Here is a 19084-nt window from a genome sequence, read left to right as displayed (position 1 = left end):
GCGCGTATACGCTGCCCAGCGTCAGGCCATTAATGAGCTGCTGAATGAAGATATCCATAGGAATACGGAGCCTGTGATGTGCTCGTAAAGAGAGGTTGCCGCACCGCGCGGACGCCATGCCGCGCGGCACTGATGCGGCGCTGCGGGCACGAGATGCCCGCAGGCCAAGCCTGACTTAGTTGGCTTGGCTGACCATGGTCTCGACCATTTCCCATTTACCGTTCTTGACTTCGTAAATGGTGACCGAGATTTCTTTCAAATCGCCTTTGTCGTCGTAGGCGATGTGTTCGCTGGTGGCGCCTTTGCGCTCGATCTTGGCCAGTTTGGGCAGATAATCGTCGGGGTTTGCGGAGCCGGCCTGCTCGATCGCAGTGATCATGGTCCAGGCGCCATCATAGGCATAGGGAGCATAGACGCCGGGAGCCTTTTTAAAGCGGGCCTCGTAGCGTTGCGCGAAATCCTTGCCGGCAGTCATCTTGTCCAGCGGCACGCCAGCCAGTGAGGCATAGGTACCCTCTGCCGCATCGCCAGCCAGTTTCAGGAACGTATCGCTGCGGGTCATTTCGCCCGACACCAATGGCGCCTTGATACCCAGGCTGACCAATTGACGCTTCATGGGACCGGACTGCGCGTCCAGGCCACCGTAGAAAATCGCGTCCGGCGCAGCAGCCTTGATGTTGGTCAGAATGGAGGTGAAGTCGTTCGCCTTGTCAGTGGTGTACTCGCGGCGCACGATTTCACCACCGGCCTTTTTGACGGCTTTTTCGACCTCGTCGGCCAGGCCCTGTCCGTACGCGGTACGGTCGTCAATGATGGCGACCTTTTTAGCCTTGAGTTTCTCGACGATGAACTGGCCCACGGCAGCGCCCTGCTGCGTATCGCTGGTCATCATGCGAAAGGTCGTGTCGTAGCCCTGGGCGGTGTATTCCGGCGAGGTTGCCATCGCGATCTGCGGCAAGCCTGCCTCGTTGTAGACACGCGAAGCCGGAATGGTGGTGCCCGAGTTGAAATGGCCGAGAATGCCGTTGACGTCTTCGTCGACCAACTGTTGGGCTACCTGCACAGCGGTACGTGGATCGGCTTGATCGTCACGCGACACCAGCTCGAATTTGGCGGTCTCGCCATCGACCTTGATGCCTTTTTTATTGGCTTCTTCCAGGGCCAATGTCAGCCCGTTCTGCATGTCTTCGCCGTAGTGCGATTGCGGCCCGGTCAACGGCGCCGCAAAACCGAATTTGATGTCTTCGGCGTGCGCCACGCTCACGAGGCTGGCTGCGGCCAATGCTGCCAGCAGAACCGGCCGGGAAAATGCGAATGTCATCTCTATACCCTCCTGTGTGAATAAGGTACTGCATAGGCACACTGCTGCTTTTGGCGCAGTGGCCTGACTCTTCTGGATTTGTACCGAAAAAAGTTGCACCGGATTTTTGATCGAGTACAACCTTTCGGCTATTGGCGATAACCCGCGTTGTTCTACAACCAAACGGCGATCGGCCGATATGGCTGCAAAGCATCGCCGTCTGCACGATCACGATGTGCCTCGTCAGACGGCTGAAATGCAATTAACCGATAGACATCAGACTGGCGTTGCCCCCTGCCGCGGCCGTATTGACACTGATGGAACGCTCGGCCACGAGCTGTTCCAGTGTGTAGGCCGCGCCGGCAGCCAAGGCATCCGGGGTCAAGCCTTGCACAATCAAGATCGGGCCATTGCGCGAGGCAATGCGCTCGTTCCACGCACGCAGATCGTCGCCGTCCCCTTCGAACAATACGCCTTGGAATGCGGTTTCGTCGACTTTATCGTCCGTCAATAGCGTCACGCTCGTGCCCGCCCCTGCTCCAGCGCGCCAGGCCTGCGCGGCAGGCGTATCCAGGAACAGAGCCTTGTTTCCCGAGGCCTGCGCTGCCGCATACTGCGCCTGTGCGCCGGTTTCGGTGGCAGCGATACACAGCACCGCACCGCGGGGCTGCAACTGATAGGTGTTCTGCTCGCCCGTCGGGCCGGGCAAGGTCTGCACGGTGGGCAGTGATGTCCCGTTCACACCGGGTGGCAATCCCGCCGGACGCACGGCCAGCAGACGATACAAATACAGGGGACCACCGGCCTTCGGCCCCGTCCCCGAGAGCCCCTCGCCACCGAAAGGCTGCACGCCGACCACGGCACCGACGATGTTGCGATTGACGTACATATTGCCGGCATGCACGCGCCCGGTGACATGCCCAATGGTCTCATCGATACGGCTGTGCACGCCAAAGGTCAATCCATAGCCCGTGGCATTGATCTGGTCCAGTACTTGGTCCAGGGCATCGCGCCGGTAGCGCAGCACATGCAATACCGGGCCAAAGACTTCTCGCGTGAGTTCGTCGATGCTGCCGATTTCGATCAGTGTCGGCGGCACGAACGTGCCATAACGGCAGTTGGCGTTGGGCTCGACTTGATCGATACGATGACCGGCGGTACGCATGGCCTCGATATGGCGCAGGATGTTGTCGCGCGCCTCGGCATCGATCACGGGGCCGACGTTGGCAGCCAATTGGTCCGGATTACCGACATACAATTCGCGCATCGCGCCGCGCAGCATCTGCAGAATGTGATCGGCACTGTCCTCTTGCAAGCACAACACGCGCAAAGCAGAGCAACGCTGGCCCGCGGAATCGTAGGCGGAGTTCAGGACATCGAACACGACCTGTTCGGCCAAGGCGGACGAATCGACAATCATGGCATTTTGCCCGCCCGTTTCCGCGATCAACGGAATGGTGTGGCCCTGATCGTCCAGACGGCGCGCCAGCGTACGCGCAATCAGCCGCGCCACATCGGTAGACCCGGTGAACATCACCCCATCGATCGCGGGGCTTTCGACCAACTGTGCCCCGACAGTTTCGCCCCGGCCCGGCAGCAATTGCACCGCGCCGCCCGGCACACCTGCCGCGCGCAGGATCTGTATGGCTTGCGCGGCGATCAGGCAGGTTTGCTCGGCGGGCTTGGCGATCACACTATTGCCCGCAACCAGAGCGGCGGCGACTTGGCCGGTAAAGATGGCGAGCGGGAAATTCCACGGGCTGATGCACAGCACCGTGCCCAATGGACGATGGGTATCGTTGTTGAACTCGCGTTCGGCCTGGTCCGCGTAATAGCGCAGGAAATCCACGGCCTCGCGTACCTCGGCAATGGCGTTGGGCAGCGATTTACCGGCTTCGCGCACGATCAGGCCCAACAACGGCTGCATGCCTTCTTCGAGGAGTTGCGCGGCGCGGCGCAGGCATTGGGCCCGTTCGCCCACAGGCGTCGCTTGCCAGATGGGCGCAGTGCTCTCTGCGACGCGCAAGGCTTGTTCGACCTCAGCAGGTTGGGCTTCGATCAGATAACCGACCAGGTCACGATGATCGGCGGGATTACGCACCTCGATCGCGCGCTCGGTATCCCATACGGTCTGGGATTCGCCCAACAGGGGCGCCGCCCGCCATGGTGTCGCAGCGCTGGTCAGTAACGCCGCTGCAAGCGAGCCCAGGCGATGTTCGTTGGTCAGATCCAGACCGGCTGAGTTCAGACGCGCGCCAGTGTTGGCCGGACCATATAGTTCGCGCGGCAGCGGGATCTGCTCGTGTGGCGCGCCCAACGGCGTAATGCGCATGGCGACATCGACGGGATCTGCGACGAGCGTATCGATCGGGATGTCTTCGTCGCCGATCAAGTTGACGAAAGACGTGTTTGCGCCATTTTCCAACAAGCGGCGCACCAGATAGGCCAGCAGCGTCTCGTGCGTGCCAACGGGCGCATAGATGCGGCACGGCCGGTTCAGTTTGCCATCGGCTGCCGGGCCGACGACCTCTTCGTAGAGGGGTTCGCCCATGCCGTGCAGGCATTGGAATTCGTATTGACCGGGATAGTAGTTCTGGCCGGCCAGTTGGTACACCGCGGACAAGGTATACGCGTTATGCGTCGCAAACTGCGGATAGACGGCCTCTGGCGCACCCAGGAGCTTGCGAGCACAAGCCAGATAGGCCACATCGGTGTAGACCTTGCGGGTGTAGACCGGATAGCCCTCCAGGCCGTCGATCTGCGCGCGTTTGATTTCCGTGTCCCAATAGGCGCCTTTGACCAGACGCACCATGATGCGATGGCGGCTGCGGCGTGCGAGGTCGATCACATAATCGATCACGAACGGCGCACGTTTTTGATAGGCCTGGATGACGAATCCGATGCCGTTCCAGCCCTCGAGCTCGGGAGTCATGCAGAGCGCTTCGAGCAGATCCAGGGAAATTTCCAGACGATCGGCCTCCTCCGCATCGATGTTCAGGCCGATATCGTATTGACGCGCCAATATCGTCAGCGAGCGCACACGCGGCAGTAATTCCCGCATGACGCGCTCGCGCTGGGCACGCGAATAGGTGGGATGCAAGGCCGAGAGCTTGATCGAAATACCGGGGCCTTCGTAAATGCCGCGGCCCGCGGCGGCCTTGCCGATGGCATGAATGGCCTGCTCATACGAGGCGTAGTAACGGTCGGCGTCTTCGCTGGTCGTAGCGGCCTCGCCCAGCATGTCGTACGAATATCGGAAGCCCTTGGATTCCTGTTTGCGATTGTTGGCCAGGGCCTCGGAAATCGTCTGGCCCGAGACGAATTGTTCGCCCATCATGCGCATGGCCATGTTGACGCCCTTGCGCACCAGAGGCTCGCCGCCCTTGCCGATCAAGCGTGTCAAGGCCTTGGACAGAGACTGCTCGCTGTTGACGGCAACCAGTTTGCCGGTCAGCATCAAGCCCCAGGTCGCAGCGTTCACGAACAAGGACTGCGAACCGCCCATATGCGAACGCCAGTCGCCGCGCGAGATCTTGTCTCGTATGAGCGCATCGCGCGTCGCGCGGTCGGGAATACGCAGCAACGCCTCGGCCAGACACATCAGCGCGACGCCCTCTTGGCTCGAGAGCGAGAATTCTTGGATCAGGCCCTCGACCCCGCCGCCGCCACGCTTGTCGCGCAGCGCTTTTACCAGACGCGTCGCCATCGCGTGGATTTTTTCGGGATTGGGCATGCGTGCCTGGCCGAGCAGCAACGGCACACATTCAGGCTCCGGGCGGCGGTACGCCGCCGTGATCGCGGCACGCAGGACGGATTGCGGCTGCACGTCCTGGCCAAACTCGAAGAACGGCGGCGTCATGGCCTGCGTGGCCGCGTCCGTGTCCTCGGCATCGGTTTCATCAGAAGAGAGATGCAAAATCTCGGCCGGCAGCTGGCCACGCTCGATCTTGTCCAAATAGGCCAGCAACGCCTGCTTGTGCAGCCAGTGCGGCGTGCAGCTGAGTTTCCGCGCAGCGGCCTTCAAGCGATCGCGCAAGGTGTCGTCCACCTTGACGCCCAGTGTGGTGCTGCTCATGATGAAGCCAATCCTCAGTATAGCGGCCGCCCGTGGGCACGGCGCGCCACGGCACGGATTTGCTGTTTCGGTAAAACCGAATACTAAGGAAGATACAACCGGTTTGAAATCATGGTTAACCTTTAAGGGTTAACCCGTATTTCAAGTACATCCCAGCATTTGCACCTGTTCTGCCGCGGGTGTTGCCTGTGCACCGCCGGATTGAATCGCCGAAGCGATCGTATTTCCCAGCAGTACCACAGCCTGTTGTTGGGCCTGCACCAGCGAATTCACGGCGTTTAACTGATCCGCCGGCAATTGCACCACCGAGCGGCATAGCAAGGCACGACCGCCTTTCACGTTGACTGGCCGCACACGCCAGGTGGCATCTAGCCGGGCCGGGCCGCCCACGACCATGTCAAAGCGCTGCACATCGACTTGAATCCGCCATACCGGCACATCCGGCGCAGGCGTGAGTGTCTGCACATCCAGCGCCCCCAAGGTACGGGTCAGCGTGTCTGCCAGAGCCGAGCGTATTTCATCGGCCAGCGGGGCACTCCAGCGGTCGGAATACATCGGCGTCAACGCGCCATCGCCCTGCCCCGGCCGCAGCATGATTTGCGGTTGATCGGCCTGCTGCGGCACGTTCACGGGCGCGACCTCGATTTGATAATCCACGCGCGGCACGCTGCGCGCCGCCGTTTGCGGATCGGATTGCAGCGTGTAGTAGCGCACCGAAGGCGAGCCCCCGCAGCCGGCCAGCACGGCCGACAGCATCAAGGCGGACAGCAACGGAATGCGTCGTGTAGCAGACATAGATCAGTTCCTGATTTGACCGGGTATCGGGTCTTCCCCACGGCCGCGGATCAAGGCCTCGGGATGGACCTGCAGATAGTCGGCCAAGCTACGCAGCGAACGCGCTGCACGACCCAGCTCTGTCATCGCGCGTTCGGCGTTCACCGGCAGTGACCCATCACGCGACAACAGTTCATTAATGCTATCTAGCGATTTACGGGCAGCCTGCAGGGTATTGCGCAGGTCTGGAGCGACGCGCTTGTCCAGGTTCTCGAGCAGGCGCGAGGTACTCGACAAGGTCGTACGCAAATCGCGACCGATTTGATCGAACGGAATTTTGTCGATCTTGTCGACGATGTTGGTAATCTGCTGCTGCAGTTGTTCCAGATTGCCCGGGACCGTGGGAATCATCACCGGGTCGGTGAGTTTGAAATCCACTGGCTCGGCTTTCGGGAAATTCTCTAACACGATGTACAACTGGCCCGTCAGGAGATTGGCGGTTCGCAGCTGTGCACGCAGGCCGTATCTGATCATGACGCCCAGCAGACGCCCGCCCGCATCGCCATCGGCTTCGGCACGCGCGTGCATCCTGTCGTAGACCGGACCCAGGCGCTCAGGATAGGTGACGGCATCGACCACAGCGAAGAAACGCTTTTTCTCGTTGTCGAAATCGATACTGATCTTGGTGACCTGTCCCAAGGTGATGCCCTGGAAGTCGATCGTCGCGCCAACGGCCAAGCCGCGGATAGACTGGTCGAAGCGCATCCGGATCGGGAACGGATCGCCATCCGGATTGGCTTTTGCTGCGCTCTCGCTGTCATACAGCTCAAATTGCGCGCTAGGCTTGGCCAGCTCGGGCTGGTTGACATTCACAGGCGCAAACGCGACACCGCCAAGCGCCAGGGACAGCAAGGACTGTGTATGCAGCTTTACTCCGCCGCCATCCACCTGTAAATCGATACCGCTGGCATTCCAGAAACGCGAGCCTGCAGTGACAAACTTGTCGTTGGGTGCATCGACAAAGACTTCGACATTCACGGAATCGCCGCTTTCATCGAGGTTATACCCAATCACGCGCCCGACATTGATGCGCCGGAAATACACCGGAGAGCCGATATCCAAAGACCCCAGATCACGGGCCTTGAGGATAAAGCGTTTGCCATCCCGATCGTGGGTCACCGGCGGCGGGGTTTCCAGGCCGACGAATTCGAATTGCGTGGCCGAGGTGGAGGCGCCCGATCCGTCGCGAGCATCGACATCGATATACGCACCGGACAGCAGCGTCCCCAAGCCCGACACGCCGCTAAACCCTAAACGTGGCCGAACCACCCAAAAATTAGTGCCCTCGGTTGCCAAGCCTGCCGCATTCTTGGACAACTGGACCTTGACGATGACCTTGGAGCGATCATCGTTGAAATGAACGCGCTGCACCATGCCAATCACGACGTCCTTGTAGCGAACCTGGGTCTTGCCGACCTCCAGGCCCTCGGCCGTGTTGAATGTGATGGAAATTTCCGGCCCTTCTTGCATCCAGGTGCGCAGCACCAGCGACAGCGCGACGACGGCCGCGACGACCGGCACCAGCCATATCCAGCCGATACGCCGTGTTTTTTTGCGTACGACCTCTGGCGCGGCGATCTCGTCGCTAGGATTTGAAGGAGTTTGTTCAGCCATAGTATGAATGCGAGCCTGTTATTTTTGCTATGCAGAGTCTTGCAGGGAAGCCGCTGACGGCCGTCCCGAGCCACGCTCGATCTGCGGTTCAGCATTCAAGGACCCAGGACGCCGCTCGTCTTGAGCCCCCTGCTGTGGTGTCACATTATCAGATTCTTCTTGCACTTCCTTGTCCCACGCAATACGAGGATCAAAGCTCATTGCCGCCAACATTGTCAACACCACGACCAGACCGAAAGACGCCGCGGCGGGACCGGCAGAGATTTCCATCAGCCCCTGGAAATGCGCCAAGGCCGCCAACAGAATCACCACGAAAACGTCCAGCATGGACCACTGCCCGATGAATTCGATCATTTCGTACATTCGGGTCCGTTGGCGCAGATTAAACGGACTGCACCGTTCTACGCTAGCGGCCAACGCCGCCAAGGCCAACATTTTTGTCAATGGCACCACAATACTGGCGACAAAAACGATCAACGCGATATCCCAGGACCCGGTTTGCCAAAGCTCGACCACCCCGCCCAGGATGGTATGGCCGCTGTCGCCCAGGAAAACGGAACTGATATTCATGATGGGCAGCACATTGGCCGGCACGTAGAGCGCAGCCGCGGCCAATAGCAGCGCCCAGGTGCGCGTCAGGCTGGCGGGCTTGCGCTCATGCACCACCGCGTGGCAACGGACACAATGCGGTGTCTCGCTGTGCGAATGATCATGTGCCTGCGCAGGCACCGCCTGCACTTGTCCGCACACATGGCAGCCCGTCAGGACCTTGCCGGGCTCGCGTTTCGGTGTATGGATCGGCACGACGCCCTCCTGCTCGGCATACCGCCATAACGCATGCGGCGACAAGCGTGAGAGCAGTGTCATCAAGATGGTCAATATGCCAAACGCGAACAGGCCCGGCTGCGGGCTGACCGCCGCCATGCCTGCGAGCTTTACGACCGACACCAACACACCGAGCAAAAAGACAGGCACCATGCCCCACGGACGCAACGCGCCAAACAGGCGCATGATGGGGCGAAAGCCGAGGGGTTCTCGTCCCATCGTCAGTGGAAACAACACCCACAGCAACAAGGCCAGACTCGCAAGCGGCACCCCGAATCCGGCCAATCCCGTCATCATGGCCGTGAGCACGTACCCTTGATTCCAGGTCATGATGACCGCGTCGAGCAAGGAGGCGTCGCGGCTCATGCCTTGCACCGACATGCTCATAACGGGATAAGCATTGGCCACCACAAAGACGATCAATGCCGTCAGACACAACGCCAACCAACTCGAAAGGCTGATCCCGCAATATTTCCACAAAATTGTGCCGCAGCGCGCGCACGTGGCCGTTTCGCCGCGCTGCAACTCGTGCCGCCGGAAAATATTGCCGCAATGTTCGCAGGCAATCAGCGGTTCTGTGGGCAGGTTCAATCGACCAACTCGACTTCCTGTCGATCACGGGCGCCTGAGTCCGACGATTTGCCGCCGCCGAAACTGAGTTGCACCTTGCCATCGGCATCCAGATCGACTGTCACCGTACCGCCGTCGGCCAGCTTGCCGAATAGCAGTTCGTCGGCCAAGGCACGACGGATCGTGTCCTGGATCAAGCGCTGCATCGGCCGCGCACCCATGAGAGGATCGAAGCCTTCTTTTGCCAGGTGAGCGCGCAACGCCTCGGTAAAGACGGCCTCGACGCGACGCTCGTGCAGTTGGTCCTCGAGCTGCATGAGGAATTTGTCGACGACGCGCAGGATGATTTCGCGCGACAACCCGGCAAACGGAATGATGGCGTCCAGACGGTTGCGGAACTCGGGCGTGAACACGCGGCGGATCTCGGCCATCTCGTCGCCCGCCACGCGGCTGTTCGAAAAGCCGATGGTGGGACGATTCAGCGTTTCGGCGCCCGCATTGGTCGTCATGATGATGATGACATTGCGGAAATCGGCCTTGCGTCCGTTGTTGTCGGTCAGCGTACCGTGGTCCATCACCTGCAGCAGGATGTTGAACACATCGGGATGCGCTTTTTCGATCTCGTCCAGCAGCAACACGCAATGCGGTTGCTTGGTGATGGCCTCGGTCAACAGGCCGCCTTGATCAAACCCGACATATCCCGGCGGCGCGCCGATCAGGCGCGACACGGCATGACGTTCCATGTACTCGGACATATCGAAACGCAGCAACTCGACGCCCAAGGTGAACGCGAGCTGACGAGCGACTTCGGTTTTACCCACGCCCGTGGGGCCGGAAAAGAGGAACGAGCCGATGGGACGCTCGGGTTTACCCAAGCCGGACCGCGCCATTTTGATCGATGCGGCCAACGCCTCGATGGCGTTGTCCTGACCGAACACGACGGTTTTCAGATCGCGTTCGAGTGTGGCGAGCTTGCTGCGGTCATCGTTGGACACGGATTGCGGCGGAATGCGCGCGATCTTGGAAACGATGTTTTCGATGTCGATCTTGCCGATGACTTTTTTCTGGCGCGAGCGCGGCAGCAGGCGTTGCGCGGCGCCGGCCTCGTCGATGACGTCGATGGCCTTGTCGGGCAAATGACGATCATTGATGTAGCGTGCGGACAACTCCGCAGCAGCGCTGAGCGCAGCGGCGGAATAACGCACGCTGTGGTGTTCTTCGAAACGGCTCTTCAGGCCGCGCAGAATCTGCACGGTCTGCTCGACGCTGGGCTCGGGCACGTCGATTTTCTGGAAACGGCGCGACAGCGCGTGGTCTTTTTCAAAGACACCGCGGAATTCGGTATAAGTCGTGGCGCCAATGCATTTCAACTGCCCAGACGACAAGGCAGGCTTGAGCAGATTGGACGCATCCAGCGTGCCGCCCGATGCCGATCCGGCGCCGATCAAGGTGTGGATTTCATCGATGAACAAAATGGCGTCGGGATTGCCGCGGATTTGTTTCAGAACGCCTTTGAGGCGCTGTTCGAAATCACCACGATATTTGGTGCCCGCGAGCAGCGCGCCCATATCCAGGGCGTACACATGAGCAGCCTGCAGGACCTCGGGGACCTCGCCGCGCGTAATGCGCCAGGCCAATCCCTCGGCAATCGCGGTTTTACCCACGCCAGCCTCGCCCACCAGCAACGGGTTGTTTTTCCGGCGGCGGCACAAGACCTGAATAACGCGTTCGACTTCGTGTTCACGGCCGATCAGGGGGTCGATACGCCCCGCGAGCGCAGCCGCGTTCAGGTCCGTGGCGTATTGATCCAGCGGCGACTGGCGCGACTCGGCGTTTTCTTCGGCGCCGGGTTGTTCTTTGGGCGTGGCGGAGGCGGATTCTTCCTGGGGCTGCTTGGTGATGCCATGCGACAGGAAGTTGACCACATCCAGCCGTGTCACCCCCTGCTGTTGCAGGTAATACACCGCATGCGAATCTTTTTCGCCAAAAATGGCGACCAGCACGTTGGCGCCTGTGACCGGTTTTTTGCCGGTACCGCCCGCCGAAACGTGCATGATGGCGCGCTGAATCACGCGCTGAAAACCTAGTGTCGGCTGCGTGTCCACCTCAGCGCCGGTCGGGATGACCGGCGTATTTTCGGACACGAACTGACGCAGATTGCGACGCAAATCATCGAGATTGGCCGAGCACGCGCGCAGCACCTCGATGGCCGACGCATTATCGAGCAGCGACAACAGCAGGTGCTCGACGGTAATAAATTCATGCCGGGCCGAACGGGCCTCGACGAAAGCCATATGCAGGCTGACTTCAAGCTCTTGGGAAATCACGCTTCCTCCGTAACGCATTGAAGCGATCGAAATACACGATTCATATTCTAAGCTGATCAGGGCGTAACGCCAGTGATTTCAAAAACCACACGGTCGTATCGGCCTTGTTCATCCATCGCGGTCAAGGTATACCGGCCATTGTGCACCATAGAAAGTTTCACTGACTCCGAAGCCTCGCCACGTTGTTGAACACGCCCATCCAGCATCCACCATACCTGTCCGCGTGCACCTTGCACACTGACATCCACTGACACGACATGCCGGCCCGGTACGGGACGCAACACCGACCCGGTCGCAATGCCCTGCAAACGCAGCGGGCCAGTCGCCACATCAGCATAACCTGCAAAAGTCGGCGGCACCGTATCGTCCAGCGACCACGCTGCACGCGGCTGCGCACATTGCGCAGCCTGCGGACTGCCCTGCCGCCATCCGAAAGGCCAACACGTCACTACCGGTTTTACACTAACAGGCCGGGTGCGTGCAGAGAATGGCCCTGGTGGTAACGCGGCTACTAAATCACTCAACAGCGGCGCGGCCACATTGGCGCCGAAAAAACCTGGATTAGGCGTGCCGTCTGGCCGCCCGACCCACACACCGATGGTCCAGCTATCAGTTACCCCTACCGCCCAGGCATCACGAAAACCGAAACTGGTGCCTGTTTTCCAGGCCAATCGACGCCCGGTTTGCTCCAGGGGACGATCGGGATGCCCCCCGCCCTCCAGGATGTCACGCACAATCCAGGCCGCGCCAGCACTCATCATGCGCGACTCGACGCGAGGCTGATCGGGCGACAAACGCGGCCGCCCGGCCAATCCGCCGCGCGCCAACGCACGATAAGCACCGACCAGTTCCTCTAAAGTGGTGCCGCCCCCGCCTAAAATCAAGCTCAAATTTGGCGACGCACCCGCGGGCAGGCGCAATTGCACGCCACCGGTCAGCATCATGGACGCAAAGCGGTTCGGCCCGACACGGTCGAGCAAATCGACAGCCGGCACATTCAGCGAGCGCTGCAAAGCCTGCGCCACGCTCACTGGGCCGGAAAACGCCGCCTGGAAATTGCCCGGCGCGTAACCGCCAAATGAAAGCGGCGCATCCAGCAACATGCTTTCAGAATGCACGATCCCGTCATCCAGGGCCTGCGCATACAAGAACGGCTTGAGCGTCGAGCCCGGTGAACGCACCCCGCGCACCATATCGACGTGGGAATAACGGCTCTCGTCGGAGAAATCGGCCGACCCCGCATAGGCCTTGATTTCCAGCGTGTCGTTATCCATGACGAGCACCGCCATCGAAACCTTGGCAGGCAAAGCGTCCACGCGATCCAGCAGCATGTGTTCCGCTGTGGTTTGAATGTCGGCATCCAGCGTGGATTGCACGATCGCCGCGCGTTCACCGCTGAGACGCTGCTCGGTTTGCAGCCGTTGCGCCGCCAACGGTGCCAGCCAACGCGCGCGCAGCGGCGGAGCCAGCACATTTTCGATTTTGGCATCGGCAACCTCGGCAGCGCTCCAGGCACCATTGGCCGCCATGCGATCCAACACTTTATCGCGCGCCACCTGGGCGGCCTGCGGATGGCGATCCGGACGCAATCGCGATGGAGATTGAGGCAATGCGGTCAGCAGCGCGGCCTCGGCGGGGCTCAGATCCATCGCCGATTTGCCCAGCCACATGCGTGAGGCCATCTCTGCCCCCTCGACGATGCCACCCATCGGCGCATGCGTCAGGTACATGCCGAGAATGTCGTCCTTGCTGTAGTGCATTTCCAACTGCACGGCGCGCGCCATCTGACGCAGTTTGGCCGACAAAAAACGCGAGGGTTGCCCTGCGAGTTCGGGGTCCAACAAGCGCGCCACCTGCATGGTGATGGTGGACCCGCCGGAGACGATACGCCCGTGCGCGGCCCACTGCCACGCGGCACGCATCAGCGAGACAGGATTGACGCCTGGATGCCAGTAGAACCAGCGATCTTCGTAGCCCAGCAGCGTCTGCAGGTAATACGGCGAGACCTGCTCCGGCGTCACAGGGTAACGCCAGATGCCGTCGCGGCTGGGATAAGTACGCAGCGGCGTGCCGTCGGCAGCGATCACGACCGAGGCGCCGCCGCTGCCGACCGGCGGCAAAGGAAACAGCCGATCCAGGATCAAGAGCAGCGCGGCCAGCACGATAAGCGTGCTGGCCAGCCCTATCACCGCCCGGCGGAAATATTTCACCAAACCGGTCCCTCAAATGCCCTTACCGAGCGGCCGCGCGATCACGGACTTCGATGGAGTTCCACCGTTCGCCCACGCCTCGCAATTCGGGCCGGTACATGTCCTCGGCCACCGTGGACGGAACGGCATAGCGCCCCGGCGTCACCACGCGCGCCATGTAGAACACGTCGACGCTGCTACGGGTCAAGGATACGGCGGCCACATAGCGATCGTCGCGGAACTCACGGTGCTTGATCGCCGAGTTCGACATGGCGTCAGCCACTCGCACCCCGCCGATTTCCCACTCTTGCATGTCGGGGCTCTGCGACAGGTTGAGGTTCTCGATTTCCAGGCCTGCCGGTACGCGATCGACGATCAGCGCGTCAGGAATCGTCTGGTTCGCGCTCGCCGTGAGGCGCACAACCAGCATATCGCCCGTGCGCAAGACACCGCCATCCCACGAACGGCCGTCGGGGGTGTACCAACGACGCTGCAACGAGATCACATCGCTGCGCGGTGCCGGAGCCTCCTGTCGCGTGCCTTGCAGATCGAACTCGGCAAACAGCACATTCGAACCCGTATTGGTCACTTGCAGCAGAGACAAATCGTCTGCTTTCAACGCCACGGTTTCGTCTTCGGCGCTGGTCAGGTTTTTCGTCCCGGACGCCGCAGCCATGGTAGCAGCCCAGGGTTTGGCCGCATCGCCGCCCGCAGCGCGTGCCGCCAGCACCAGAGCCATTTGCTCTTGCGTCGACAGGTATGAGCGGCCGCGCAAATGGTCATCGAGTTGCATCATCAAGGTTTCGCGGCCTTGCGGCGCGAGCTGATACTTGCTGGCGATAGCGTAGCCCAAGGCGTAATCACGCACGGGGCTGCCGTAGTCGCCGAGCCAGGCGCCGTAGTAGTAGCTACCCTTGATCGGATAGCCATAGGCTCGCACCAAGGCCTGCTGCATGGCTTTTTCCATGCGGCCCGTGTCGCCCATCAACTGGAACGCCGCCGCCAATTGAATCAACGGCAGAGGCGACAAAGCGCGCTCCTGGTAGCGATCAAACAGCTGACGCACCGTCGCCAATGAAGCCTGTTTGTCGCGCGCCAAGGTCAGCGCGGCAGCCGCATAGCCTGCGAAACGGCGATGATCGCCACGCATCATGTCGATATAGCCGCTCTCGACGCTGCCTTTCTGCAGCGATTTACGCAACGCATCCGGCCACGTGCCGAACGATCCCGAGCTCTGCTGCAATTGCTCTTGTAGCCATTGCCGCGAACGATCGAGCGATTGTTCGGGCACATCAAAGCCCTGATCGCGCGCGTCCTGCAGGAAACCGACCGCATACGAGGTCAGCCAGACATCCCGCGCAGAGGCCTCGTTGCCCCACAGCGAGTATCCGCCTGCCGCGTTACGCATACCGGCCAGCCGTCCCACTGCGACGGCGACTTTTTCGGCGCGCTGTTCTTTGGTCTGCACCGGCAGGCCGAAACGCTTGCCGTCGCTCTCGTCCAGCAGCACCCACGGTATCGCCGAACTGATAGTCTGTTCCGTGCAACCGTAGGGATAGCGCAACAGATCCTGCACCAGCCGCGAGACGTTGATCGGCGGGCGATTCGACAGGCTGATGTTGGCGGTGACGGAGTCGGGGTAATAACCCACCATCACGCCGGCACCTGGCGTAAAGCTCTCGCCCGGGGCCAGACGCACCCGTTTGACGACATGCTCGGCGGCATGAGACGGCTGCACCTGCAGCACGGACTCGCGTTCGATGTGGATCGGTTTTGCGCCGCCCTTGCCGTCGATCACCAGGCGCATCAGACCCAGGCCATAGGAGCCAGTCGGCGTAGCCGTAAAGCGCACGGTGGTGCGTTGGCGATCTTTCAGCGTGAGCGTACGCGTGCCACCATCGGCAATGGACAAGGGGTCCAGGGCCTGCAGCGTCACGGTGATCTGCTGTGCGGATCCGCTCAGGTTGGCCACATCGACCGCCACCGTCGCCCGGTCGCCCGGCGAGATAAAGCGCGGCATGTTCAGCTCGGCCACGATAGGCGCAGCCACGACCATTTCCTGATCGGCATGACCGTAGTGCGAGTCGGTGAACGCGACAGCCATCAGACGCAGCGTGCCATTGAAATCAGGCAGATCCAGGGGAATATCGGCCTCGCCCTGATCGTTCAGCTTGACCGGGCCGGAGTACAAGTCGACCAGCTTGACCTTTTTGGGCAGGCTGCGGCTATCACCGCGCATGGCGGCATCGCCCCCCCATTTCAGGCGGCCCTGCGTGCCGTCCATTTTCTCGATCAGCTTGCCGTACATGTCGCGTAATTCCGCGTCATAACGGTGCTTGCCAAAGAAGAAATCCACCGGATCCGGCGTGGCGTACTGATTGATATTCAGGATACCGACGTCCACGGCAGACAGCGTGACGTGAGCGGCCTGCCCTTTCGCGCCATCGACCTTCACACGCACCGTGGTCCGTTTTTCGGGCTCGACTTTGGCAGGAGCCGTCAGCGTGACGTTCAGCTTGCGATCGTCACTGGCAATAGGCAGGAAGGCCAAACCCACGGCACGTGCAGGCGTCACGCGATCGCCGGCGCTACCAGGACGGAACACCACGGCAGAGACGTAGAGATCGTGACGTTTCCACGATTCGTCGATGGGAATGCTGACTTCGGTACCGGTCGCCTTGACGTCCACCCAGTTCGACCACAGCATGCGGTCGCCTTCGACCGTGACCAAAGCCTGGCCATCATGCGGCGGCGTCACCGTCAGCTTGACCTTGTCGCCTGGGCGTGCGGGCACGCCTTCGAGCTTCATTTGCACGCGATCGGGACGGTTGCCGACCGAATCGGCGTCCTGGGCATCCCAGCCCGCGTAGAAACGGTAGCGCATCACCTCACCGGTTTCCGGATCGGTGATCTCCAGACGATAGCGGCCCCAGCTGACCGGCAGGGTCATCGCGGTGCGATTGGGCAACGCGATCGTGCGCGAGTCCTCGAGGTCTTCGGTATCGGTATAGCCGCTGTTCCAGCCGCGCTGGTCGTCATAACGCCAGTAGTAATTGCGGTTTTCGCGGAATAGACGCACCTGTGCCTCGGGCAACGGCGCCACCTCACCCGAGGCGTTGACGCGCACCACCTCAAAACTCGCAGGCGAGCCTTCGCGGGTCACGTCATTGCTGAACAGCGGACGTACGGCGATCAGTTTGTCGGCAGGCCAGACGCTGCGCTCGATCGAGCGCACGACCGGGCGGCCGCCGGATTCCAGCAGGCTGACCGACAAACGCACGCTCAAGGGGGATTTGGCTTTGCCGGCAGACTGCGGATCTACCGTCAGTTGCGTGGATCCGCTGTCATCCAACGTGGTTTCGGGCATTTCCTCGTAATGGCGCAGTGAGTCGTCGGCCACATCGCCAAAGACGAACCCGGGCCACTGTTGCGCGAGGGCATAACGGTTGCGCTTGACCTGGAAGCTCGACAGCAGGCGGTTGCCCGCTGCCGGCGCACCATAGAGGTAATCGCCCTGCACGTCTACTGTCCAGGCCTCTCCCGGCGACAACACCGGTTGCTTGGAGTCCAGATGCAGTTTCATGCGTTCGGGCAGGAATTCCTCGGTCTGGAACCACCACGTCGCATCGGGCACCTTGGATGCGGGGTCGACACGCAGCTCGAGCAGCCATTTACCAGTCTGGGCATCGACCGGCAGATTGATCGCGTGCTCGATATAGTTGGCGACCTTGCTATCCGGTTGCCAGAGTTCGCTGCGCACGACCCGGCCATCGGGGCGTTTCAGCACGGCAGTCAGGGGCGCGGCCTTCAGCGGCTGGCCATCGAGGTCACGCGGCAATACCGATACGTGGAACGTTTCGCCGGGGCGGTAAAGATTACGGCCGGAATACACGAACAGGTTGTTCGGGCGGGAGGTATGGCCACCGATGTCGTATTCGGATAAATCCAGTGCTGGCTCGGCCAGGGACAACATGGTCAATTCGCTGCCACGCACGGCGCGGATCAAGCGCGCACGCGACGAATCGCCGTCAAAACGTACGTGGCCGCCCTTGTCGGACGCGGCCTTTGCCAGGACTTTGCCCGAGCCATCGACCAGTTCGACTTCGGCATCGGCGATAGGCTGGCCCGTTTTCAGCGAGATGGTATAGGCCTCGGTGCGATCGGTATAACGACGCACATGCAGGCCCATGTCGCTGATGTAGAAATAGGTCACCTGGTATTCGTAGCGGAACCGGCCGGGCTCGCTCATGATCGCCACGTAGATGCCGGGCTGGCGCAATTCCTGGATGTTTTCCACCGGCAGGAAGGTCACATGACGGCGATTGGGCTTGTCATCGGTGACGAAACGGCCCTGATAGACGCTGGTCGTCAGACTGTGCAGGCGGTCCAGATCCCAGTTGCTCACCAGGCCCTTCAGGCTGCGGTTGTCGGAATAACGCCAATCGTCTTCGTCATCCTCGTTGGAGGCCTTCAGACCCAGGACGTCGTCGAAAAATTCAGGCATGTGCTCTGGCGAGACGCGCAGAAACTGCACGTCGACCTCGGGCATATTGACGGTCGCCACGGGCAAGCCGCCATTTTGTCCAGCCGGCAGTACGACGCCACGACTGGCAAAGTAGAACGACGGCGGCATGGCTTCGGTTTGCACGCTGCACTGGCGTTCGTCGCCCAGGGTGGTGTCTTTTTGGGCAGCTGGGAAATCGGAGCGCACGCGGATGGCGTAGGCGCGCTGCGGTTGCACATAGGGGAAATAGACGATGCGCGGGTTGTCGCCGACCACCCATGCTCCCTCGACGGTCTTGCCTGCCGGTGCAGCCTGGCCTGGCGGCACCCCGGTGGCAGTTTGCCCGGCGGTCGATTGCTCGCCATCCTCGGCGGGCTTGGCCTCGCCGGTGTCGATCACGCTGAAATAGCGGCTCAGCTCTGTCTGGCGACCCACCGGTTGGGTAAAGGTGACGGCCAACGCCATGGAATCGCGGAACTGGCGCGGTTTGCAGTCCAGCATGGCAAAGGGATCGTTCTGGCCAATGGTGGCGGTGGAATTTGCCGTGGGCTGGGGCGCTGATGCCGAGGGATTCGCCGTTTGGGTAGCGCCGCTTGCCGCACCGGATTGTGCCGCTGGGGCCGCGGGCGGATCCGCACTCGGCGGCGCATCACTACGCCATTGCCATACCCCGATACCGACAGCGATGGCAACCACCAACGCCACGACTCCGATCACGCCACTCTTTTTACCCATGGCTTTGCCTCTGTACAACATGTTAGGGCGTCAAACGCCCACGGATCCTCGCCCGGCACGCACCGGCGCGCCGCGACTATACGCTAATTACAAGATCACTACTACGTACCA

The 19084-nt window shown here is 61.2% G+C and carries 8 protein-coding genes; all 8 read right to left on the bottom strand.

Annotated elements, in window-relative coordinates; genetic code table 11:
• Positions 1–175: 175 nt before the first annotated feature.
• Positions 176–1321, bottom strand: a complete 1146-nt coding sequence (locus ACYVI2_RS11260) for a branched-chain amino acid ABC transporter substrate-binding protein (RefSeq protein WP_415822162.1) — start codon at positions 1319–1321, stop codon at positions 176–178.
• A 241-nt stretch (positions 1322–1562) separates the two neighbouring features.
• Positions 1563–5375, bottom strand: coding sequence for a trifunctional transcriptional regulator/proline dehydrogenase/L-glutamate gamma-semialdehyde dehydrogenase (gene putA, locus ACYVI2_RS11255; protein ID WP_415822163.1), 3813 nt, complete (start codon positions 5373–5375; stop codon positions 1563–1565).
• A 141-nt stretch (positions 5376–5516) separates the two neighbouring features.
• Positions 5517–6170, bottom strand: a complete 654-nt coding sequence (locus tag ACYVI2_RS11250) for a PqiC family protein (protein WP_415822164.1) — start codon at positions 6168–6170, stop codon at positions 5517–5519.
• 3 nt (positions 6171–6173) lie between these two features.
• A complete protein-coding gene (locus tag ACYVI2_RS11245) occupies positions 6174–7823 on the bottom strand; it encodes a PqiB family protein (protein WP_415822165.1) in 1650 nt (549 codons plus the stop codon).
• 27 nt (positions 7824–7850) lie between these two features.
• Complete coding sequence (locus tag ACYVI2_RS11240; RefSeq protein ID WP_415822174.1) at positions 7851–9233, bottom strand: paraquat-inducible protein A; 1383 nt, start codon at positions 9231–9233, stop codon at positions 7851–7853.
• A gap of 2 nt (positions 9234–9235) precedes the next feature.
• Positions 9236–11545, bottom strand: a complete 2310-nt coding sequence (clpA, locus tag ACYVI2_RS11235) for an ATP-dependent Clp protease ATP-binding subunit ClpA (protein ID WP_415822166.1) — start codon at positions 11543–11545, stop codon at positions 9236–9238.
• A gap of 56 nt (positions 11546–11601) precedes the next feature.
• The gene (pbpC, locus tag ACYVI2_RS11230; RefSeq protein ID WP_460490311.1) at positions 11602–13734 is read right to left on the bottom strand and encodes a penicillin-binding protein 1C; all 2133 of its coding nucleotides are present in this window, start codon (positions 13732–13734) and stop codon (positions 11602–11604) included.
• A gap of 43 nt (positions 13735–13777) precedes the next feature.
• On the bottom strand, positions 13778–18973 hold the full coding sequence (locus ACYVI2_RS11225) for an alpha-2-macroglobulin family protein (protein WP_415822168.1): 5196 nt from the start codon (positions 18971–18973) through the stop codon (positions 13778–13780).
• Positions 18974–19084: the final 111 nt, after the last annotated feature.

It is taken from the genome of Bordetella tumbae (assembly GCF_054780995.1).
This window is presented reverse-complemented; position numbering and strand designations above follow the sequence as displayed.

Bases quoted from the DNA above. Each gene is read 5' to 3' on its own strand.
- ACYVI2_RS11250 (WP_415822164.1), bottom strand. From the start codon at position 6,170: ATGTCTGCTACACGACGCATTCCGTTGCTGTCCGCCTTGATGCTGTCG.
- ACYVI2_RS11225 (WP_415822168.1), bottom strand. From the start codon at position 18,973: ATGGGTAAAAAGAGTGGCGTGATCGGAGTCGTGGCGTTGGTGGTTGCC.
- putA (WP_415822163.1), bottom strand. From the start codon at position 5,375: ATGAGCAGCACCACACTGGGCGTCAAGGTGGACGACACCTTGCGCGAT.
- ACYVI2_RS11245 (WP_415822165.1), bottom strand. From the start codon at position 7,823: ATGGCTGAACAAACTCCTTCAAATCCTAGCGACGAGATCGCCGCGCCA.
- ACYVI2_RS11260 (WP_415822162.1), bottom strand. From the start codon at position 1,321: ATGACATTCGCATTTTCCCGGCCGGTTCTGCTGGCAGCATTGGCCGCA.